Annotated in this window: 18 protein-coding genes; 7 read left to right on the top strand and 11 right to left on the bottom strand. The window is 70.0% G+C overall.

The annotated features are described in order from the left end of the window. Positions 1-32: 32 nt before the first annotated feature. From BLT59_RS24095 to bla, 5 genes are all read right to left on the bottom strand, one after another. Positions 33-1319 (bottom strand): OprO/OprP family phosphate-selective porin, encoded by a 1287-nt coding sequence (locus tag BLT59_RS24095; RefSeq protein WP_091786731.1) that lies wholly within the window; start codon positions 1317-1319, stop codon positions 33-35. Between the two features lie 208 nt (positions 1320-1527). Next, positions 1528-2376 carry a pantoate--beta-alanine ligase gene (gene panC, locus BLT59_RS24090; RefSeq protein WP_091786728.1) on the bottom strand — a complete coding sequence of 283 codons (849 nt, stop codon included), beginning with the start codon at positions 2374-2376 and terminating at the stop codon, positions 1528-1530. 133 nt (positions 2377-2509) lie between these two features. Continuing rightward, complete coding sequence (locus tag BLT59_RS24085; protein ID WP_091786724.1) at positions 2510-2866, bottom strand: hypothetical protein; 357 nt, start codon at positions 2864-2866, stop codon at positions 2510-2512. A 66-nt stretch (positions 2867-2932) separates the two neighbouring features. Beyond that, positions 2933-3418, bottom strand: a complete 486-nt coding sequence (locus BLT59_RS24080) for a YbaK/EbsC family protein (RefSeq protein ID WP_091786721.1) — start codon at positions 3416-3418, stop codon at positions 2933-2935. An 11-nt stretch (positions 3419-3429) separates the two neighbouring features. Next, positions 3430-4308, bottom strand: coding sequence for a class A beta-lactamase (bla, locus tag BLT59_RS24075; protein WP_091786717.1), 879 nt, complete (start codon positions 4306-4308; stop codon positions 3430-3432). Between the two features lie 123 nt (positions 4309-4431). On the opposite strand from bla, the gene mnmE reads away from it, so the two are divergent. Continuing rightward, positions 4432-5757, top strand: a complete 1326-nt coding sequence (gene mnmE, locus BLT59_RS24070; RefSeq protein WP_091786714.1) for a tRNA uridine-5-carboxymethylaminomethyl(34) synthesis GTPase MnmE — start codon at positions 4432-4434, stop codon at positions 5755-5757. Between the two features lie 42 nt (positions 5758-5799). On the opposite strand, the gene BLT59_RS24065 is transcribed toward mnmE, so the two are convergent. Together BLT59_RS24065 and BLT59_RS24060 are read right to left on the bottom strand one after the other, a co-directional pair. Further along, positions 5800-6279, bottom strand: a complete 480-nt coding sequence (locus tag BLT59_RS24065) for a hypothetical protein (RefSeq protein WP_091786712.1) — start codon at positions 6277-6279, stop codon at positions 5800-5802. A gap of 182 nt (positions 6280-6461) precedes the next feature. Then, positions 6462-8084, bottom strand: coding sequence for an ABC-F family ATP-binding cassette domain-containing protein (locus BLT59_RS24060; protein ID WP_091786709.1), 1623 nt, complete (start codon positions 8082-8084; stop codon positions 6462-6464). 175 nt (positions 8085-8259) lie between these two features. Here BLT59_RS24060 and BLT59_RS24055 point away from each other — a divergent pair, with 175 nt between their 5' ends. Continuing rightward, positions 8260-8520 carry a hypothetical protein gene (locus BLT59_RS24055; RefSeq protein WP_091786706.1) on the top strand — a complete coding sequence of 87 codons (261 nt, stop codon included), beginning with the start codon at positions 8260-8262 and terminating at the stop codon, positions 8518-8520. A gap of 147 nt (positions 8521-8667) precedes the next feature. On the opposite strand, the gene BLT59_RS24050 is transcribed toward BLT59_RS24055, so the two are convergent. Together BLT59_RS24050 and BLT59_RS24045 are read right to left on the bottom strand one after the other, a co-directional pair. Next, the gene (locus BLT59_RS24050) at positions 8668-9576 is read right to left on the bottom strand and encodes a KPN_02809 family neutral zinc metallopeptidase (RefSeq protein WP_091786703.1); all 909 of its coding nucleotides are present in this window, start codon (positions 9574-9576) and stop codon (positions 8668-8670) included. A gap of 143 nt (positions 9577-9719) precedes the next feature. Further along, positions 9720-10595, bottom strand: coding sequence for a uracil-DNA glycosylase (locus BLT59_RS24045; protein WP_244514131.1), 876 nt, complete (start codon positions 10593-10595; stop codon positions 9720-9722). Positions 10596-11025: 430 nt separating this feature from the next. Between BLT59_RS24045 and BLT59_RS24040 the strand changes: the two genes are divergently transcribed. From BLT59_RS24040 to BLT59_RS24030, 3 genes are all read left to right on the top strand, one after another. Then, complete coding sequence (locus tag BLT59_RS24040) at positions 11026-12699, top strand: electron transfer flavoprotein-ubiquinone oxidoreductase (protein ID WP_091786697.1); 1674 nt, start codon at positions 11026-11028, stop codon at positions 12697-12699. A 218-nt stretch (positions 12700-12917) separates the two neighbouring features. Beyond that, positions 12918-14786: a tetratricopeptide repeat protein gene (locus BLT59_RS24035; RefSeq protein WP_091786693.1), complete on the top strand. Its 1869-nt coding sequence runs from the start codon at positions 12918-12920 to the stop codon at positions 14784-14786. A gap of 328 nt (positions 14787-15114) precedes the next feature. After that, complete coding sequence (locus BLT59_RS24030; RefSeq protein ID WP_091786690.1) at positions 15115-16788, top strand: formate--tetrahydrofolate ligase; 1674 nt, start codon at positions 15115-15117, stop codon at positions 16786-16788. Between the two features lie 283 nt (positions 16789-17071). On the opposite strand, the gene BLT59_RS24025 is transcribed toward BLT59_RS24030, so the two are convergent. Continuing rightward, positions 17072-18439, bottom strand: a complete 1368-nt coding sequence (locus tag BLT59_RS24025; protein ID WP_091786687.1) for an 8-oxoguanine deaminase — start codon at positions 18437-18439, stop codon at positions 17072-17074. Between the two features lie 188 nt (positions 18440-18627). Between BLT59_RS24025 and BLT59_RS24020 the strand changes: the two genes are divergently transcribed. Further along, positions 18628-19161 (top strand): MarR family winged helix-turn-helix transcriptional regulator, encoded by a 534-nt coding sequence (locus BLT59_RS24020; RefSeq protein ID WP_091786684.1) that lies wholly within the window; start codon positions 18628-18630, stop codon positions 19159-19161. Further along, a complete protein-coding gene (locus BLT59_RS24015) occupies positions 19158-19865 on the top strand; it encodes a response regulator (protein WP_091786682.1) in 708 nt (235 codons plus the stop codon). The genes BLT59_RS24020 and BLT59_RS24015 overlap by 4 nt, the downstream gene beginning before the upstream one ends. 10 nt (positions 19866-19875) lie before the next feature. Here BLT59_RS24015 and BLT59_RS24010 read toward each other — a convergent pair whose 3' ends face one another. Next, positions 19876-20112: a hypothetical protein gene (locus tag BLT59_RS24010; protein WP_091786679.1), complete on the bottom strand. Its 237-nt coding sequence runs from the start codon at positions 20110-20112 to the stop codon at positions 19876-19878. Positions 20113-20145 lie beyond the last annotated feature (33 nt).

The raw sequence follows: 20145 nt of genomic DNA, 5'->3' as shown, positions 1-20145 counted from the left end.
TCGGACGAGGAAGCGGCCGGCCCGTTCGCCCCTCACCAGTAGATCTGCAGCCGCGCGATCACCGTGTCGACCGAGAACGGAGCCGTGCCCAGGGTCTCGGATTGGGCCTCTCCCGGTTGCACGCGCCCGTGGATGACGTTCCCGATCAGCCGCAGATTCGGCTCGGGATACCAGCTCAGGCCGAGGGTCACGTCGCGCTCGCGGCCTCCGCGGAAGCCGCGGGCGTTCAGGTCGACGGCGCTGTAGCGCGCGGCCAGTTCGAACACGCCGATCCCGCCCCGGGAGACCCGCTGCGCCTCCGGGACCGTTACGCCCCTGAAGGTCGCGTAGGTCGTGCCGCTCTGAGGCGTCAGCGCATAGCCGCGGCCTTCGCCGTTCAGCACCAGGGCCGCCTCGATATAGCCGCCCTGGAAGTCGAGCCCGGAGCCGGATTGGCCGGGGCCGCGGAATGGCTGCAACGCGGCGCGGATATATTCCGCCTGCACCAGCAACGGACCGCGGCGATAGGCCAATTCGGCGCCGAGCCGCGATACCGTGGCGGCGTCGGGGAGATCGCCGGTATCCACCAGGGGGCGTGTGAACAGGAAGGCTCCGGCGGGACTTGAGAAGCTGAAGGCGCCGTCGGACCGCGACCGACTGCGGACGATCCCGGCGAGGCCGAGATGGAGGGTCTCGTCGGCGGTCATGATCGGCGCGACGGTGGCGCGGGCCGCCACCGCGACGCCGTCCCCGGCGATTCCGTTGCTGGCGGCGTTGCCGAACACGCCGGCCACCGCGGTCCAGGCCTGCCCGTGATGCCCGGCCGCGAGGCCGAATCGGCGCTCCGGTACGAGAGCATTGGCCACCGAACGCTCGACGAACAGGGTGTCGTTGTTGCTCTGCAGCCATTCCAGGCTGAACGGCTCCTTCATGTTGCCGAGGGTCAGGATCGTGTCCGGCAGCCCCTTCCAGGCGACCAACGCATCGTTGATCGGCAGCATCGGGTCGGCGAAATCGTACTGGAAGGCGATCACCCAGTCGCGGCCGATGGTGAGCGTCGGCTCGATCCAGGCGCGGCGCACGGCGACGTTGTCGGGAAAGGCCTCGGGCAGGTTCGGCCGGCTAAAACCGGCAGTGCCGCCGTCGATGTGCAGCCGGCCACCGATCTGGAGCCCCACGTCCGGTTCGGGGAAAGTGAGGGTCAGCCCCTTCGCGTCGTAGCGCAGGCGCTCGCCGTAAGGACCGGCCATGCCCTCGAACGCGTCCTCCCCGGCGCCGGCGGGGACCGCCAAGGCGAGGGATGCGGCCAGGATGGCCGGTGCGGTGCGCGTTCCGATCACGGCACCAGCAGAGAGCAGGTTGGCGGGGCGGCGCCAATCACATGACGTAGCAAAATCCGAAACGCCGGGGCGCCGTGACCCGGCGGCCACAACCTCCGGTGAGCGGCCGGATGACGGAGGAGGATGACGAACGGGTCGAGGGCTGAGGCGCAATCATGCCCGGGCATGGTTGGGCCGGCCCTGCCTGCCCGGCCCGGGCCCGGCCGGCCTACACGGCAAGATTGTCGATCAGCCGGGTCCGACCCAGGAAGGCGGCGGCGATCACGCGGGCCGGGCCGTCCACCCGCTCCACCGCCGCCAGGGTCCGGGCGTCGCAGACCGCAAGATACTGGACCCGGAACCCTGCCGCCTCGAGCGCGGCCCGCCCGGCGGCGATCCGGCCGGCCACGGGGGTGCCGTTGCGGGAGGCGGCCGCGATCTCGGCCAGCACGGCCTGAAGCTTCGGGGCGACGGCGCGCTCCTCGGCCGACAGGTAGCGGTTGCGCGACGACAGGGCGAGGCCGTCGGGCTCCCGCACCGTCGGCACGCCGCGGATCTCCACCGCGAGGTCGAGATCCGCCACGGCCTGCTGGATCACGCGAAGCTGCTGGAAATCCTTCTCGCCGAACAGGGCGACATCCGGCCGGACCTGGTTGAGGAGCTTGGTCACCACCGTGGCGACGCCGGCGAAATGGCCGGGCCGGAACGGTCCGCACAATCCCTCAGTCAGGCCCGCGACTTCGATCCGGGTGGCGAAGCCCGGCGGGTACATGGTCTCCATCCCGGGCGTCCAGGCCGCATCCGCACCCGCCTGCGCCAGCAGGGCCAGATCGGTCTCCAGATCGCGCGGATAGCGGGAGAAATCCTCGTTGGGGCCGAACTGGGTCGGATTGACGAAGATGCTCGCCACCGTCCGCCGGCCGATCCGCCGCGCCTCGGCCACGAGAGCGAGATGCCCATCATGCAGGGCGCCCATGGTCGGGATCAGGACGATGCGTTCGCCCGCCGCGCGCCACGCGGCCACGCATCCACGCAGGGCTGCGAGGTCACGGAAGGACTGAAGGGTCGGCTCGGACACGGGACGGGCTCCGGGGGAGGGCAGGGCCGGTCTAGAGCATGATGCGGACAGGTGGAATCCGGCAATCCGGGAACGGCCTGCGCGGCAACGGCCTGGGAGCGTCGCGAGATCTGGCGCGCCGCGCGTCTCGGCGTCAGGGGCAGTAGGGCAGGAGGGAGCGCCCGAACGGATCGTCGACGCCCAGCGGCGGCGTGAAGCCGTAATAGCTCGGATGCCCGAGGCCGTATTCGGAGCCGACATAGCTCGGATCGTCCGGCGCGTTGGTGGGCACCGGCACCCGCCTGGGCGTGCAGCCCACCGGCACGACACGGGACCGGATGGCGTAGACCGGGCGACGGTCGAGCCCGTCATTGCGCGGGAAGAAGCGCGGGCTGGCCCGCACGCCCATCTCGGCGGTGCCGCGGATGTCGAGATCCGCCGCACGGCCGGCTCCCGCGAGCAGCAGAACGAATCCGAGCGCCGTGATCGCCTTGCGCCCTGTCGCCCGCATGCCGCCTCGTCTCCGTCGAAAGGCGGCACCGTGCGACGGCAGGGTAAACGGAAGATTACTGCGCCGTCACGTGAGCGGCACGACGAGGGCCTTCAGGACGGCGACGAGATCGCCCTCGGTCAGGCGGATCTGCAATCCCCGGCCGCCGCCGTTGACATGAATGTCGGCCCCCGGCTCCGTCAGGGACCCGGCATCGATCGCAGTCGGGATCGGCCGCTTCTGCCCCAAGGGGCTGATGCCGCCGACATGGTAGCCGGTCAGCCGCTCGGCATCGGCGGGCTTGAGCATAGCGGCCGCCTTGCCCGAGAAGGCGGCGGCGACCCGCTTCATTGACACCTCCTTGTCGGAGGCCACGAGCAGGCAGATTGTCCGCCCGTCCACGGCGGCCATCAGGGTCTTCAGGACCCGTCCGGGCGCGACCCCGAGCGCCTCCGCGGCCTGCAGGCCGATGCGCGGGGCGTCCGGATCGTAGGCGTAGACATGGAGGCTGTGGCGGATGCCGGCTCTGTCGAGGGCGAGCGTCGCACGGGTCGTCTTGGCGGGCGTCTTCATGGGTGGTCCGGTCAGGCGGAATGGGCTCGCGCGGCGACGATCCGGCCGATCTCCGCGTAGGCCGCCGCGATGTTTTCCGCGGAGGCCGTCGATCCGGTGAGATAGACCGCCACCAACACCGGCGCATGCCCGGGCGGCCGCAGGATCGCCACGTCGTTGACCGAACCGTTATCGCCGCTCCCGGTCTTGTCACCCGCGATCCAGTCGGACGGCAGGCCCGCCCGCAACCGCTTGCGACCGGTCTCGCAGGCGCCCATCCAGGCGTCCAGCCGGCCGCGCGAGGCCGATGACAGAACGGTGCCCAGGAGGATCCGGCCCAGGGTCGTCCGCATGGCGCCCGGCGTGGTCGTATCGCGCGGGTCACCGGGGAGCGCCGTGTTGAGGGTCGGCTCGGTCCGGTCCAGGCGCGTGACGGGATCGCCGGTCCCACGGAGCCATGCGGTCAGCGCCTCCGGGCCGCCTAGGCTTGCCAGGAGCAGATTGGCGGCAGTGTTGTCGCTCCATACGATCGCGGCCGAGCAGAGGTCCGAGACCCGCATTTGCCCGTGTCCTGCGCCGGCCTCCAGCGCCGCCCGGGTCACCGGCGCATAGCTCAGGAGGTCGCCGGGACCGTAGGCGACGATCCGGTCGAGGGTCTCGCGGCCGGCATCGACCCGTGCCAGTACCGCCGCCACAGCCAGAACCTTGAAGGTGCTGCACATCGGGAACCGCTCGTCCGCACGGTAGGCGCTGAGGACGCGGTCCTCGGTGGCTGCCGAGATCCCCAGCCGGCCGTCGAGCCGACGCTCGATGGCGCCCCAATCCGGCTCCGCCTCGGCGGCGCGGACGGGGAGAGCGAAGGGCGCGGCGAGCAGGCCGAAGCTGACGGCGCGGCGGGTCCTGAAAAGCATGACGCATCCCGGTTCGATGTCGCGACGCCTCGACCCGGCGCAGCACCGCGACGCCGGGATGGTATAGGGCACCGGCGCTTGTTTCACGTGAAACTCTGCCCTTCCGCTCGGCCCTGTCTGACCATGAATGCAACCGAGACTCTCTTCGCGCCGGCCAGCGGCTTCGGCCGGGCCGCCGTCGCGGTGATCCGCATCAGCGGCCCTGCCGCGCGCGACGTGCTGGTCACCCTCGGCGGAAGGCTGCCGGCACCCCGACGGCTGTCGCTGCGCCGCCTGTGCGATCCGTCCGACGGCGCCGAACTCGACCGGGCTCTGGTGGCGTGGTTTCCCGGGCCGGATACGTATACCGGCGAGGATATGGGAGAGTTGCACCTCCATGGCGGCGCAGCGGTGCGGATGCGCGTTCTCGCCACCCTCGCCCGGCTTCCGGGCTGCCGCCCGGCCGAGCCGGGTGCCTTCACGCGCCGGGCCGTTCTCAACGGTCGGATGGATCTGGCTGAGGCCGAAGCCGTCGCCGACCTGATCGATGCCGAGACAGAGGGTCAGCGCCGCCAGGCCCTGCGCCAGCTCGACGGCGCCCTCAGCCGGCAGGTCGCGGCGTGGCGTACGGAGGCGATCGATTGCCTCGCCGCCGCGGAGGCGGCCCTGGATTTCGCCGATGAGGGTGACGTGGACGATGCCGGGCTCGACGCTGCCCTGTTCGACCGCGCCGCGCGCCTTCGGGAGGCAATCGCCGCGACGTTGCACGATGGGCAAAGGGGCGAACGCCTGCGCGAGGGATTCACCGTGGTCCTGGCGGGGGCGCCCAACAGCGGGAAGTCGACCCTGCTGAACGCGCTGAGTCGACGGGACGTGGCGATCGTCTCGGACAGTCCCGGAACGACGCGCGACGCCATCGAGGTGCGGCTCGATCTCGGCGGCCTTCCGGTCCTCCTGGTCGACACGGCCGGCCTCCGCGAAACCGCGGAGCCGATCGAGGCGGAGGGCATCGCGCGGACCCGGGCGCGGATCGACACGGCCGATCTGGTAATCGCGCTGGTGCCCCCCGACGGGACGGTCCCCGAGCTGGGGCCGACCCGCAATCCAATCCTGAGGGTCCATACGAAGGCCGATCTTTTTGCCGGCTCAGAAGTTGCGCAGTGCATCGACTTTTTAGCCGTCTCGGCCCGCACGGGCGAAGGGCTGGCGACGTTGCTCGATGCCATCCAAGCCGCGGCCGAATCCGGCCTCGGCACCGGCGACGCGCTGATCACCCGCGCCCGGCACAGGGCCGCGCTCGAAGCCTGCGTCACCCATCTCGACCGCCTCCTCACGGGCGCAGGCGGTCTGCCGGAGCTGGCAGCGGAGGATCTGCGGCTCGCCGTCCGGGCGCTGGGCGAGGTCGCCGGCCATGTTGGGGTCGAGGATGTGCTCGACCGGCTGTTCAGCGGCTTCTGTATCGGAAAATAGTTATGTTGCCGGCAAAAGACAGCGTTTCTCGGCGCGTCTGACCTACTGCGGAATTCGCAGGATCCGCGGCCGCCAGATCCCGAGCGCGACATTCGCGGTCGCGACCGCCAGGAGTACCCAGAGCGTGCCGCGCTCGCCGGGAAGCGACATGGCGAGCAGGGCAGGATCGACGAGACCGGCCAGCGCGCGGGCGCTCAGCTCGGCCTCCTGCTTCATGGGTCCCTGTATGTAGACCAGGCCGCCTTCGAACATCAGGACCCCGGTGGCGAGCTTCAGCCACGCCCAGCCGGCATTCAGGAAGGCGCGGTTCAGGGCCATCGCCAGCAGGCCGGACATCAGCGTCACGGCCAGGGCGGGCAGGAAGATCCAGGTGGCCACGGCCCCCATCGCCCCCCGCATCGCCGCGTATCCTGCCAGGGCGGACGGCGCGGGCGCGAGGCTCAGCATGACCACCAGGGACGCCATCGCGCCCAGCAGTCCGGCGGACCCCATCGTGTGCAGGAATTTCAGCAGGCGTCGCACGGCGTCTCACCCGGGCCGTTTCGGCGAAGCCTAGCGCGGGGCGTTCCGGGGAGATAGCGGCGCGCCAGTCGCAGGGGGGCCGGACGGTGCTCACCCTTTCGCGCGACGCGATGCGATCCGGCGCGTGAGGTCTGGAGACGTCGCCGCCGGAGTCGCTTCGCTGCCCTCGCGATGACGGCGCCTCAGCTCCGCAGGCCCGGGGCCTCCTGTCCGGTGCGGGCCACGTACTCGGTGTAGCCGCCGCCGTATTGGTGAATGCCCTCCGGCGTCACCTCCAGCACCCGGTTCGACAGGGCCGCCAGGAAGTGCCGATCGTGGGAGACGAACAGCATCGTCCCCTCGTAATTCGCCAGCGCCGTGATGAGCATCTCCTTGGTGCCCATGTCGAGGTGGTTGGTCGGCTCGTCGAGCACCAGGAAGTTCGGCGGATCGTAGAGCATCAGCGCCATGACCAGCCGGGCCTTCTCGCCGCCCGAAAGCACACGGCAGCGTTTCTCGACATCATCGCCCGAGAAGCCGAAGCAGCCGGCCAGCGCCCGCAGCGACCCCTGGCCCGCCTGCGGGAAGGCCTCTTCGAGGGTCTGAAAGACGGTGCGGTCGCCGTCGAGCAGATCCATGGCGTGCTGGGCGAAGTAGCCGAGCTTGACGCTGCCGCCGACCGTGACCGAGCCGTCGTCCGGTGTGGTGGTGCCGGTGACGAGCTTCAGCAGCGTCGACTTCCCGGCGCCGTTGATCCCCATCACGCACCAGCGCTCGCGGCGCCGTACCGAGAAGTCGAGGCCCTCGTAGATCGTACGGCTGCCGTAGCGCTTGTGGACGCCTTTCAGCATCACGACATCGTCGCCCGAGCGCGGCGCCGGCTGGAACTCGAAGGCGACCGATTGCCGTCGCCGGGGCGGCTCCACGCGCTCGATCTTGTCGAGCTTCTTCACCCGGCTCTGCACCTGGGCGGCGTGGGAGGCCCGGGCCTTGAAGCGCTCGATGAAGGCGATCTCTTTCGCCAGCATCGCCTGCTGGCGCTCGAACTGGGCCTGCTGCTGCGCCTCGTTGAGCTTCCGCTGGCCCTCGTAGAAGGCGTAGTCGCCCGAATAGGTGGTGAGCGCGCCGCCGTCGATCTCGATGACCTTGGTCACGATGCGGTTCATGAACTCGCGGTCGTGCGAGGTCATCAGCAGGGCGCCGTCATAGGCCTTCAGGAAGGATTCGAGCCAGATCAGGCTCTCGAGGTCGAGGTGGTTCGACGGCTCGTCGAGGAGCATCACGTCCGGGCGCATCAGCAGGATGCGGGCGAGCGCCACGCGCATCTTCCAGCCGCCCGAGAGGGCGCCGACATCGCCGTCCATCATTTCCTGGCTGAAGCTGAGGCCGTCGAGCACCTCGCGGGCCCGGCCCTCCAGGGCGTAGCCGTCGAGCTCCTCGAACCGGGCCTGGACCTCGCCGTAGCGCTCGATCAACGCATCCATCTCGTCGGCGCGGTCCGGGTCGGCCAGAGCCGCGCCGAGATCGGCGAGTTCGGCCGCCACCGCGCTCACGGGGCCGGCGCCGTCCATCACCTCGGTGACGACGCTGCGGCCGGACATCTCGCCGACATCCTGGCTGAAATACCCGATGGTGATGCCCCGGTCGGCGGCGACCTGACCCTCGTCGGGCTGCTCCTGGCCGATGATCATCCGGAACAGGGTGGTCTTGCCGGCCCCGTTCGGGCCGACGAGCCCGACCTTCTCGCCCCGCTGAAGCGCGGCCGAGGCCTCGATGAAGACGAGCTGGCGCCCGTTCTGCTTGGTGATCTTGTCCAGGCGTATCATGGAGAGCGGGCGCGGTATCCGGAAGGAATCTCCCGCGGCGCTTACGGCATGGATCGGGACGGCGCAAAGACGGGATGGGCCTCGCGGGACGGGCTTGCGCTGCGTGCAGGCGAAGCCAGACCCGGGGAGCCGAAGCCGAGGCTCGGCCGTTACCCCGCGCAACACGAGGAATGCGATGCTGTTCGGTTGGTGGATGACGGGGATGGATATGGCCATGCTCGGCCTGGAGGCTCAGGGCGTGATCGCCCAGCGCATGGCGATGTTCGCCCTGGGCGGCCCGGCGGCCCAGGCCGAGGCGCAGCTCATGGTGACCGAGAAGATGCTGGCCGCCGGCGAGGCGGCCATGATGCTGGCCACGGGGGCTTCGAACGGCAAGGTGATCCGCAGCTACCGGCGGAAGGTCCAGGCCAATGCGAGGCGGCTGAGCCGGGGCTGAGGCTTGTGCCCGCTGGGTTTCGGCACGCCGTCTTTGCGAGCGCAGCGAAGCAATCCAGCGGCGCCACATCCGTCGATGTCACGCTGCCCTGGGCCGCTTCGCTGCGCTCGCGGTGACGGGAGCAGCTCTTGAAGCCCTGCTCCGGCTTCAGTTGTTCGCCGTCCGGAACGTGTCGCAGGCCTTGGTCTGGCCGCTCTTGTAGCCGGCCATGAACCAGCGCTGGCGCTGGGCCGAGGAACCGTGCGTGAAGGAATCCGGCACCACGTAGCCGCGCGAGCGCTGCTGGAGGGCGTCGTCGCCGATCTGGGCGGCGGCGTTCAGCGCCTCGTCGATGTCGCCCTGATCGAGCTCGGCATACTTGTCGTTGGAGTTCTTGGCCCAGACGCCGGCGAGGCAATCGGCCATCAGCTCGATCCGAACCGAGAGGGCGTTCGCCTCGGTCTTGCTCGAGGCCTGCTGCTGACGGGCCTGGACCTTGCCGAGGATGCCCAACACGTCCTGGACGTGGTGGCCGACCTCATGGGCGATGACATAGGCGTAGGCGAAGTCACCCTTCACGCCGAACTTCGAGGCCATCTCCTTGAAGAACCCGGTATCGAGATAGACCTTCTTGTCGAGCGGGCAGTAGAACGGCCCCATGGCGGCTTGAGCCGAGCCGCAGCCGGAACGGGTGCCGCCGGTATAGAGCACCAGCGTCGTCGGGGTGTATTGCTTGCCGGTCTGCTGCGGCAGGATCTGGCTCCAAACGTCCTCGGTGTTGCCCAGGATCTTGGAGGCGAACCGCCCGCTCTCGTCGGTCGGCGCCTGCCGCCGCTTCGCCTGCGTCTGTGGGTCCGCGGGCTGTTCCTGCTGACCGCGGCCGCCGCCGATCCGCTCGGCGCCGCCGATCAGGATCGCCGGGTTGATGCCGGTGAAGTAGCTGACGATCAGCAGCACCACGATGGTGCCGATGCCGAGGCCGCCGGCGCCGCCGCCGGGGAAGCCCATGCCGCCGCCGCCGCCTTCGCCACGACGATCCTCGACATTGTCGGAGCTGCGTAGATCTTCCCAGCGCATGGTTGGGTCCCGCCATCGATTCTGCGCCGGCCGCCTCGGGCAGGCTGGGATTGGCTGTGCGTCGTTCTGTCCGGCCGGTGGCGCACCAGCAGCGGGAACGAAGCTCTAATGGCGAGAGGGGAGACCCGGTTCCGCCCGCGCGGTCAAGCTTTCCCGTCCAGCAGCGACCGCAGGGCGCGGAAATCCCGCCACGCCAAGCGCTTCTGCACCGGCTGGCGCAGCAGGAAGGCCGGGTGGAGGGTGGCGAGCAGCTTCACCTCGCGGTTCGGCAACTTGTACGGGAAGAGGCGGCCGCGGGTCCGGAGGATGCCGTCCTTGGTGCCGGTCAGCGTCTGGGTCGCGGGCGCGCCGAGGCAGACGATAATGTCCGGGTCGACGAGCTCGATCTGGCGCTCCACGAAGGGGCGGCACACCGCCACCTCCTGCGGGGTCGGGTTGCGGTTGCCCGGCGGCCGCCAGGGCACGATGTTGCCGATATAGGCGCTGGTCCGGTCGAGCCCGACCGCCTTCATCATCTTGTCGAGGAGCTGGCCCGAGCGGCCCATGAACGGCTTGCCGATCCGGTCCTCGTCGGCGCCGGGCGCCTCGCCGAGAAACATCACCCGCGCCTGCGGATTGCCGTCGGCGAAGACGAGGTTCCTGGCGGTGAAGCGCAGCGGGCAAGCGTCGAACTCGGCCAGGATCTGTTCCAGCTCGTCGAGCGTCTTGGCCTGGCGCGCCCGGGCGCGGGCGTCGCTCGCGGCCTCGTCGGGCTGGGCGCTGGCGGCGCGGCCGAAGGTGCGCGACGGCGCGGCCGGCGGCGATCCTGCGGGCGGCGATCCGGGAGGCGGAACGAGCGTGTTGGCGGTCGCATCGGCCTGAACGGCGGGCCGGCGCGCGACGCGCAGGGTCGGCGCCGGCGAATCCGCCTCGCCGAAGCGGTCGTGCGGCTGCTCGTCGAGCGCCGCGTCGGCCCCGGCCTCCACGTGGAAGTCGAGATAGGCGATCAGGTCGGCTTGCGCGTCGGTGGGGCTCGGCATGGGATCAAGCATGTGGGGCGGCCGAGGCCTGTGGACAACTCTTGAAAGCGGCCCGCCGCCAAGGACTTGCGTGACCGAACAGCGCGGTGCCCACGGCGCGGGGACACCCATCGTCCGACCCACCCCCTCGTCCTGAGGTGACCGCGTCAGCGGGCCTCGAAGGAGGCCTCCAGCGGACCCCGAGATCCCTGGAGCCCTCCTTCGAGGCCTCCGCTGCGCTCCGGCACCTCAGGATGAGGGCGAGGGCGGGATGACCCGCATGGCTCGTCCCGTGAAACCGAGCCGTGCAGCAAAGGGAACTTTGCCATAACCCTGGGCGTCGGCAACTTGCCTTTCTAGCTTGGAATCGCTTGAGACGGCATCGGGAAGGCCGGCCCGTCGACGAGGCGGGTGCTGGAAGAAGAACCGGAACAAGAAAAGGAGGCTGAGGATGGCGCTGCCCGAACGCGAGAGCATGGATTTTGACGTGGTCGTGGTGGGCGCCGGCCCGGCCGGCCTCGCCACCGCGATCCGCCTGAAGCAGCGCGCCGCCGAGATCGGCGAGGAGATCTCGGTCGTCGTCGTCGAGAAGGGCTCGGAAGTCGGCGCCCACATCCTGTCGGGTGCGGTGATCGACCCGATCGGTCTCGACCGGCTCCTGCCCGAATGGCGCCAGGATCCGGAGCGCCCGCTCAAGACGGAAGTTCAGCGCGACGAGTTCATGATGCTCACCAAGAACAGCGGCATCACCCTGCCGAACCTGTTCTTCCCCAAGCTCATGTCGAACCACGGCAATTTCGTCGGCTCGCTCTCGAACGTGTGCAAGTACCTGGGCGCCCAGGCCGAGGCGCTCGGCGTCGAGATCTATCCGGGCTTTCCCGCCTCCGAGGTGCTGTTCGACGGCAACGGCGCCGTGGCGGGCATCGCCACGGGCGATCTCGGCATCGGCAAGTCCGGTGAGCCGCGCGAGGATTACACCCGCGGCATGGAGCTGCGCGCCAAGTACACGGTGTTCGGCGAAGGCGCCCGCGGCAACCTGACCAAGGGGCTGATCCAGCGCTTCGAACTCAACCGGCACAGCGACGTGTTCAAGTACGGGCTCGGCGTGAAGGAGCTCTGGCAGCTCGCGCCCGGCAAGTTCGAGCCGGGGCTCGTGCGCCACACGATGGGCTGGCCGCTGCCCAACAAGGCCGGCGGCGGCTCCTGGCTCTACCATTTCGACGACAACCTGCTCTCGGTCGGCTTCGTCACGCACCTGAACTACGAGAACCCGACCCTGTCGCCGTTCGAGGAGTTCCAGCGCTTCAAGACCCACCCGCTGATCGCCGAGACCTTCGAGGGCGCCAAGCGCATCGGCTACGGCGCGCGCGCCATCATGGAGGGCGGCTGGCAATCGGTGCCGAAGCTGGTCTTCCCCGGCGGCTGCCTGGTCGGCTGCTCGGCGGGGTTCGTCAACGTGCCGCGGATCAAGGGCTCGCACAACGCGGTGCTCTCCGGCATGCAGGCGGCCGACGCCATCGCGGACGCCCTGAAGGCGGGCCGCGCGGGCGACGAACTCACCGCCTACGAGGCCGGCTGGCGCGACAGCCCGATCGGGCAGGACCTGAAGGCCGTGCGCAACGTCAAGCCGCTCTGGTCGAAATACGGTACGCTGGTGGGCGTCGGCCTCGGCGGCATCGACATGTGGGCGACGAGCATCCTGGGCGCCTCGCCGTTCGGCACGCTCAAGCACGGCAAGCCGGATCACGCCTGCCTCAAGCCGCTCTCGGAGGTGACGCCGATCGTCTACCCCAAGCCGGACGGCAAGCTGACCTTCGACCGGCTCTCCTCGGTCTACCTGTCGAACACAAACCACGAGGAGGACCAGCCGCCCCACCTGAAGGTCCGCGATCTCGAGCTGCAGAAGCGCTCCGAGCACGACGTCTATGGCGGGCCCTCGGGTCGCTACTGCCCGGCGGGCGTCTACGAATGGGTGGAGGACGCGTCCGCCAGCGACGGGGTGCGCTACCAGATCAACGCCCAGAACTGCGTCCACTGCAAGACCTGCGACATCAAGGATCCGAACCAGAACATCGACTGGGTGACGCCGGAGGGGCCGGGCGGGCCGAACTACCCGAACATGTGAGGACAGGTCTTGGCTCAAGAGCCGAGACGCGCCGTCTTCGTGAGCGCGGCGGAGCGATGACGGGAGGGCGGACGACCCGGTCGTCCGCTTCGCGCCATCCTTTCGCCTTGCGGGGCTGGCGGGATGGGTTCAGTGTCCCCAGCGTTTTTTCGGGGATGCCCCGCCATTCTCGCGCCCGGCCCTCTTGCGAGCCGGCGCCCAGGAGCCGCGATCGGTTCATGATGATGACACGCGCCCGCCGGAGCGTTTCGGCGCTCGCCCTGCTGCTCGCCGCCGGGCTCCCGCAGACCGGGCTCGCCGCGCAGCCGAAGGAATCGACCCCGGTGCTCGACTACGAGCCCGCGGATTCGCTCGAAGGCAACTTCCTCTCTGCCTACATCGCGGGCGCGTCCCGGGACACGGCGGCGGCGGCGACCTTCTACCGCGAGGCCGTCAAGGCCGACCCGCGCAACGCCGAGCTGGTCGAGCGCGCCTTCATCTCGCTGCTCGCCGACGGCGCCCTGCCGGACGCGTTCCGCACCGCCGAGAAGCTGATCGCCCGCGATCCGACCAACGGCCTCGCCAACCTCTCCCTCGGCGTGCGCCAGATCAAGGCCGGCCAATGGGCCGCCGCTCGCCAGAACTTTTCCCGCAGCGGCCGGGGCGCGGCGACCGATCTCACCGCGACGCTGCTCACCGCCTGGTCGTATGCCGGTGCGGGCGACGGCAAGAAGGCGCTGGAGACGGTCAACAAGCTCCGCGGCGAGCGCTACTACAACACCTTCCGCGACTACCATGCCGGCCTGATCGCGTCGGTGACCGGCGACAATGCCGAGGCCGAGCGACGCCTCAAGGCGGCCTACGAGGCCGACCGCAACACACTGCGCATCGTCGACGCCTATGCCCGGATGGAGGCGAGCCTCGGCCGCACCGACCTGGCGATCCAGGCCTATTCCGACTTCGACCAGCTCTCGCCCCGCCACCCGCTGGTGCGCGACGCCCTCGACAAGCTCAAGGAGGGCAAGCCGCTGACCCGCCTGATCGGCACCGCCCAGGAAGGCGCCGCCGAGGTGCTGTACGGGCTCGGTTCCGCCGGCTCGACGCAGGGCGATGAGTTGCCCGCGGTGATCTACCTGCGGCTGGCGCTCTATCTCGCCCCCGACCATGCACTCGCCCGGCTGACCCTCGCCGACACGCTGGACCGGATGAAGCAGCCCGAGCGCGCCAACGAGGCCTACGCGCAGATCCCGGCCAGTTCGCCGCTCAAGCTCAACGCCGACATCCAGATCGGGCTGAACCTGGAGCAGATGGGCAAGGGCGACGAGGCCCTGGCCCATCTCGACGCGGCGATGAAGGCCCATCCCGACGACATCGACGTGATCACGGCGCTGGGCAACGTGCAACGCGCGCGCAAGAAATACGAGGAGGCGGCGGCCACCTACACCCGCGCCATCGGGCTGATCGGCGACCGGCCGCAATCCAATTACTGGACGACCTATTATTTCCGCGGCACCGCCTACGAGCGCGCCAAGCAGTGGCCGAAGGCCGAGGCCGACCTGAAGAAGGCCTTGTCGCTTGTGCCGGCCAGCCAGCCGGCCGCCAAGGCGCAGGTCATGAACTATCTTGGCTATTCCTGGGTCGACCAGAACACCAACATCGACGAGGCATTCAAGCTGCTGCAGCAGGCTGCCGACGCGAGCCCCCGGGACGGCATGATCGTCGACAGCCTCGGCTGGGCCTATTACCGCCTCGGCCGCTGGGACGATGCGGTGCGCGAGCTGGAGAAGGCGGTCGAGCTGAAGCCCGGGGATCCGACCATCAACGACCACCTGGGCGACGCCTACTGGCGCTCGGGCCGCCGCCTCGAGGGCAAGTTCCAGTGGCAGCACGCCAAGGACCTGAACCCCGAGCCGGACGACCTCGCGCAGATCAACGCGAAGCTGAAGGACGGGCTGCCCGACATCGAGAAGCCCACCGCCACCGCCGAGACCGTGCCGGCCCCGGTCGCCGCCCCGCACAACGCCGAGAATCCGGAATTGCCCAAGGGCGCCCCTCAGCCGCACGAGGCGCCGGGCTCCGCCGACAAGGCCAAGAAATCGGGGGGCTGAGCCGGCTTCCACGTGCCACCCTGTCATCGCGAGCGCAGCGACGCGACCCAGGTCAGGGCGACCTCAAGGAGCGTGGCGTTGCTGGATTGCTTCGCTCCGCTCGCAAGGACGCTGGCGGGTTCGAGCTTCGGCGCAGAGTGGGTCCCTCTCCGGATCGACAAGAGTATTTTGTCGGCCAGCTCATAAAAATCGACGCGCATTTTCGCGGGCTTTGACGCACAGTGCGCAGCCGTTCGCGGGCGGCCGCGCCGCAGCCCGCACGGCAAGAGTTTCGCACGGCAAGAGCCGGCGGGCGGGCATCGTGCCCGCGAGTCAGGGAGGAAGGCCCATGCCGTCAGACATTGAGATCGCCCGCGCCGCGACCCTGAAGCCGATCGCGCAAGTCGCCGAGAAACTCGGCATCCCGGATGACGCGCTCCACAATTACGGCAAGCACATCGCCAAGATCGACCACGGCTACATCGCCGGGCTGGAGAGCCGGAAGCCCGGCAAGCTGGTGCTGGTCACCGCGATCTCGCCGACGCCCGCGGGCGAGGGCAAGACCACCACCACGGTGGGCCTCGGCGACGCGCTGAACCGCATCGGCGCCAAGACCATGATCTGCCTGCGCGAGCCCTCGCTCGGGCCGTGCTTCGGTATGAAAGGGGGAGCTGCCGGCGGCGGCAAGGCGCAGGTCGTGCCGATGGAGCAGATCAACCTGCACTTCACCGGCGACTTCCACGCCATCACGGCGGCCCACAGCCTCGCGGCTGCGCTGATCGACAACCACGTCTACTGGGCGAACGAGCTCAACATCGACGTCCGCCGCATCCACTGGCGCCGCGTCGTCGACATGAACGACCGGGCGCTGCGCCAGATCACCCAGTCGCTGGGCGGCGTCGCCAACGGCTTCCCCCGCGAGGACGGGTTCGACATCACCGTGGCCTCCGAGGTGATGGCGGTGTTCTGCCTCGCCAAGGACCTCGCCGACCTGGAGGAGCGCCTCGGCCGGATCGTCATCGCCGAGACCCGCGACCGCAAGCTCGTCACCCTCAAGGACGTGAAGGCGACCGGCGCCATGACGGTGCTGCTCAAGGACGCCCTGCAGCCGAACCTCGTGCAGACGCTGGAGGGCAACCCGGCGCTGATCCACGGCGGCCCCTTCGCCAACATCGCCCATGGCTGCAACTCGGTGATCGCCACGCGGGCCGGCCTGCGGCTCGCCGACTACACGGTCACGGAGGCCGGCTTCGGTGCCGATCTCGGCGCCGAGAAGTTCCTCGACATCAAGTGCCGGCAGGCGGGGCTGAGCCCCTCGGCGGTCGTGGTGGTGGCGACCATCCGCGCCCTCAAGATGCATGGCGGCGTCGACAAGAAGAACCTCGGGGGCGAGAACATCGACGCCCTGGAGAAGGGGTTCGCGAATCTGGCCCGGCACGTCACCAACCTCCGCGGCTTCGGCCTGCCGGTGGTGGTCGGCGTCAACCATTTCCACGCCGATACCGATGCTGAGCATGCCCGGCTCAAGGAGCTGTGCCGCGAGCGGCTCGACGTCGAGGCGATCACCTGCCGCCACTGGGCGGAGGGCGGCGCCGGTGCCGAGGACCTCGCCCGCGCGGTGGTGAAGCTCGCCGAGGCCGAGCCGGCGCCGATCCACCACGCCTATGAGACCGAGGCGCCGCTCACCGACAAGATCCGGGCGATCGCCACCAAGCTCTACGGGGCTGCCGACATCCAGATCGAGACGAAGGCGGCGGGCAAGCTCGCCACGTTCGAGAAGGACGGCTACGGCCACCTGCCGATCTGCATGGCCAAGACCCAATACTCGTTCTCCACGGATCCGAGTCTGATGGGTGCGCCGGAGGGACATATCGTCGGCGTGCGCGACGTCCGGCTCTCGGCCGGCGCCGGCTTCGTGGTGGCGATCTGCGGGGAGATCATGACCATGCCGGGCCTGCCCCGGGTGCCCGCCGCCGACACGATCCGCCTCGACGCCAACGGGCAGATCGACGGGCTGTTCTGAGAATTGTCGCGCTGGCGCGCCCTTACCGGGCCATGATGTTCAAGCCCGTCGCGCGTGCGGTGCGACGGGCGCCCATGCTGGGGTCGGACGGGAAGACGCCGTCCCTGGGACTGCGTCCTCCGTTCGGCGGCCGCTTCCGAATGCCGCCCCGTCGTCTCTGCGAGCGCAGCGAAGGAATCCAGGGGCGTCACGCTCGCGGATGTCCCGCTGCCCCGGATCGCTGCGCTCGCGAGGACGGAACGGGTCGGGTCAGGCTCACCGTCACCCTGCTGAAGTCAGCTCCCTACGCTCCTCCGAACAGATCCAACGCCAGACGGGAATGCGCCTCGCGCAGCATCCCCGTATCGACCCCGAGCGGCTGGCCGTCGATCACCCGCCAGCGTCCCGCCACCATCACCCGGTCGGCCCGGGTGGCACCGCACAGGACGAGCGCGGCCAGCGGGTCGTGGGCGCCGGAGAAGCGCAGCTCCTCCAGGGTGAACAGGGCGAGATCCGCCTCGCGGCCCGGTTCGATCCGGCCGATATCGGAGCGGCCCAGGCACGCCGCCGAGCCCTCGGTGGCCCAGCGGAGCACGTCGCGATGGGTCACGGCCTCCGCCCCGTAGGTCAGCCGGTTGATCATCAGGGCGTGGCGCACGCCCTCCATCAGGTTCGAGCTGTCGTTCGAGGCCGAGCCGTCGACCCCGAGCCCCACGGGCGAGCCAGCCGCCTCCAGCTCGCAGGTGCGGCAGCGGCCCGAGGCCAGGGTCATGTTCGAGGTCGGGCAGTGGCAGATGCCGACGCCCGCCTTGCCGAGCCGGGCCACCTCGGCATCGTTGAAGTGGATGCCGTGCGCCAGCCAGACCCGATCGTTCAGCCAGCCGACCTCCTCCAGGTAATCCACCGGGCGGCAGCCGAACATCGACTGACAGTAGGAATCCTCGTCCAGCGTCTCGCCGAGATGGGTGTGCAGGCGGCACCCGTGGCGGGCGGCCAGCTCCGCGCTCTCGCGCATCAGGCGCTGGGTCACCGCGAAGGGCGAGCAGGGGGCGAGGCCGATCTGCACCGTCGCGCCGGGGGCGGGATCGTGGAACAGGTTCAGCACCCGCTCGCAATCGGCGAGGATCGTGTCGTCGTCCTGCGTCAGGCTCTCGGGCGGCAGCCCGCCCTCCCGATCCGACAGGCTCATCGAGCCGCGGGTGATCGCCGCCCGGATCCCGAGGTCGCGGGCCTCCGCGACCTGGATATCCACCGACTCTTCCAGCCCCTTGGGGAACAGGTAGTGGTGGTCGCCCGCCGTGGTGCAGCCCGAGAGGAGCAGCTCGGTGAGAGCCACCCGGGTGGCGAGCCGGAACGCCTCCGGGGTGATCCGTCCCCAGACCGTGTAGAGCGCCTTCAGCCAGGGGAAGAGCGGCTTGTTGATCGCCAGCGGATGGGCGCGGGTCAGCGTCTGGAAGGCATGGTGATGGGTGTTGATCAGCCCCGGGATGACCACGTGGCGCGACGCGTCGAAGGTCTCGTCCACGGGCCCGGCGGGCTTCGCGCCGGCCGCGACGCACTCGACGATCCGGGTGCCCGCCACGACGATCCCGCCCCCGGCGCCCTCGGCCAGGATCGCGCGCGGATCGCGGATCCAGAGGCGGCGCGGTCCCGGTTCAGCTGCCTCGGCCATGCGCGTCCGCTCCCGTCGCTCGATGATCCTGCGTAGCGGAGGGGTCGGGCCGCCGGCAATCCCGCTCGATCCCGCTTACGGATCACCGGCGGCCGGCGCCCCGGCCGGACCGGCCAGGGTTGACGGGCCGGAGCCGCCTTGAGAAACGTCACGGGGACTGACCTATCACCGTTGGGAGCGGCCGCGCCGTGACACGGACAGCCCCGCACGAGGCGATCTTCGCGGCGAAACCCGTCCCGGGCGCCGCGCCGGCCGCCCTCGGCAGTGACGACCTGATCGAACTCCTGTTCTTCGCCTATCGGGATTTCGTGGGCGATCCCGACCGGATCCTGGCCGCCTACGGCTTCGGCCGGGCCCACCACCGGGTGCTGCACTTCGTCGACCGCTACCCGGGCCTGACCATCGCCGAACTCCTCGACATTCTGCGCATCACCAAGCAGAGCCTGAACCGAGTGCTCAAGGACCTGATCGGGCAGGGCTACGTCGCCCAGAAGCCCGGTTCCAGCGACCGGCGCCAGCGCCTCCTGTACTGCACCGAGGCCGGCGCCGGGCTCGCGGCCGACCTCACGCGGGTCCAGGCCCGGCGCCTCGCCCGGGCGCTCGCGGCGCCGGATGCCCGGGGCTCCCCGGAGGATTTCCTGATGGCGATGATCGAGCCGGAGGACCGCCCGGCGGTCCAGCGCCTGATGGCGCGGCGCGGGGGCGGGGAGGAGCGCGCGTGAGCCATGCTGCCCGGGCCGATCTGCCCGACGAGGCGCCGCACGTCCTCGTGGTCGACGACGACCGCCGCCTGCGCGAGCTGCTCGCCCGCTACCTCACCGATCAGGGCTTCCGGGTCACCGCGGCGGCGAGCGCCGCGGAGGCGCGGGCCCGGGCCCAGAGCGTCGTGTTCGACGCCATGGTACTCGACGTGATGATGCCCGGCGAGAACGGCTTCGACTATGCCCGCAGCGTGCGCGAGACCTCGCGGGTGCCGATCCTGATGCTCACCGCCCGCTCCAACCCGAACGACCGGGTGATGGGCCTGGAGATCGGCGCCGACGATTACCTGCCGAAGCCCTTCGAGCCCCGCGAGCTGACCCTGAGGCTCAACAACATCATCAAGCGCAGCGTGCGGCCCGGCGCCGCGGCCGTCGAGGCGGTGACCTTCGGGCCGTTCGCATTCCGGGTCGACCGGGGCGAGCTGCGCCGGGACGACGAGCTGATCCGCATCACCGAGCGCGAGCGCGAGATCCTGACGATCCTGGCCATGGCAGGCGGCGCCAATGTCGAGCGCGAGCAGCTCGCCGGTCCCGACGGGGCCGCGGCGGAGCGCACCGTCGACGTCCAGATCAACCGCCTGCGCCGCAAGACGGAGGTCGATCCCGCCAACCCGGTCTTCCTGCAGACCGTGCGGGGCGTCGGCTACCGGCTCGCGGTGGATTGAGCCGAGCGGCTCAGACCGGCCGCGGCTCGTCGGGCTTCAGCTTGAGGGCCTTGGCGATCCGGGTAGACAGGCTGCCCACGATGGCAAGGGTGGCCGACGGGTCGGCCAGGCCGCGGACGGCCTCCAGCGCATCCTCGGCACTGGGCTTCATCACCGCGTAGACCGTCGCGCCGGAGGACGGGCCGGAGCCCTGCGCGGTGACGGAGACGAGGAAGGTCGTGTAGCGTCGCCGCAGGCGTCCAGGCATGGTTCAGCATTTGGCATGTCGGCTAACCATCAC

This window comes from Methylobacterium sp. UNC378MF, from assembly GCF_900103195.1.
Taxonomy (GTDB): Bacteria; Pseudomonadota; Alphaproteobacteria; order Rhizobiales; family Beijerinckiaceae; genus Methylobacterium.
This window is presented reverse-complemented; position numbering and strand designations above follow the sequence as displayed.

Bases quoted from the DNA above. Each gene is read 5' to 3' on its own strand.
- BLT59_RS24010 (WP_091786679.1), bottom strand. From the start codon at position 20,112: ATGCCTGGACGCCTGCGGCGACGCTACACGACCTTCCTCGTCTCCGTC.
- BLT59_RS24085 (WP_091786724.1), bottom strand. From the start codon at position 2,866: ATGCGGGCGACAGGGCGCAAGGCGATCACGGCGCTCGGATTCGTTCTG.
- BLT59_RS24035 (WP_091786693.1), top strand. From the start codon at position 12,918: ATGATGATGACACGCGCCCGCCGGAGCGTTTCGGCGCTCGCCCTGCTG.
- bla (WP_091786717.1), bottom strand. From the start codon at position 4,308: ATGCTTTTCAGGACCCGCCGCGCCGTCAGCTTCGGCCTGCTCGCCGCG.
- BLT59_RS24030 (WP_091786690.1), top strand. From the start codon at position 15,115: ATGCCGTCAGACATTGAGATCGCCCGCGCCGCGACCCTGAAGCCGATC.
- BLT59_RS24025 (WP_091786687.1), bottom strand. From the start codon at position 18,439: ATGGCCGAGGCAGCTGAACCGGGACCGCGCCGCCTCTGGATCCGCGAT.
- BLT59_RS24040 (WP_091786697.1), top strand. From the start codon at position 11,026: ATGGCGCTGCCCGAACGCGAGAGCATGGATTTTGACGTGGTCGTGGTG.
- mnmE (WP_091786714.1), top strand. From the start codon at position 4,432: ATGAATGCAACCGAGACTCTCTTCGCGCCGGCCAGCGGCTTCGGCCGG.
- BLT59_RS24060 (WP_091786709.1), bottom strand. From the start codon at position 8,084: ATGATACGCCTGGACAAGATCACCAAGCAGAACGGGCGCCAGCTCGTC.
- BLT59_RS24045 (WP_244514131.1), bottom strand. From the start codon at position 10,595: ATGCCGAGCCCCACCGACGCGCAAGCCGACCTGATCGCCTATCTCGAC.
- BLT59_RS24055 (WP_091786706.1), top strand. From the start codon at position 8,260: ATGCTGTTCGGTTGGTGGATGACGGGGATGGATATGGCCATGCTCGGC.
- BLT59_RS24050 (WP_091786703.1), bottom strand. From the start codon at position 9,576: ATGCGCTGGGAAGATCTACGCAGCTCCGACAATGTCGAGGATCGTCGT.
- BLT59_RS24080 (WP_091786721.1), bottom strand. From the start codon at position 3,418: ATGAAGACGCCCGCCAAGACGACCCGTGCGACGCTCGCCCTCGACAGA.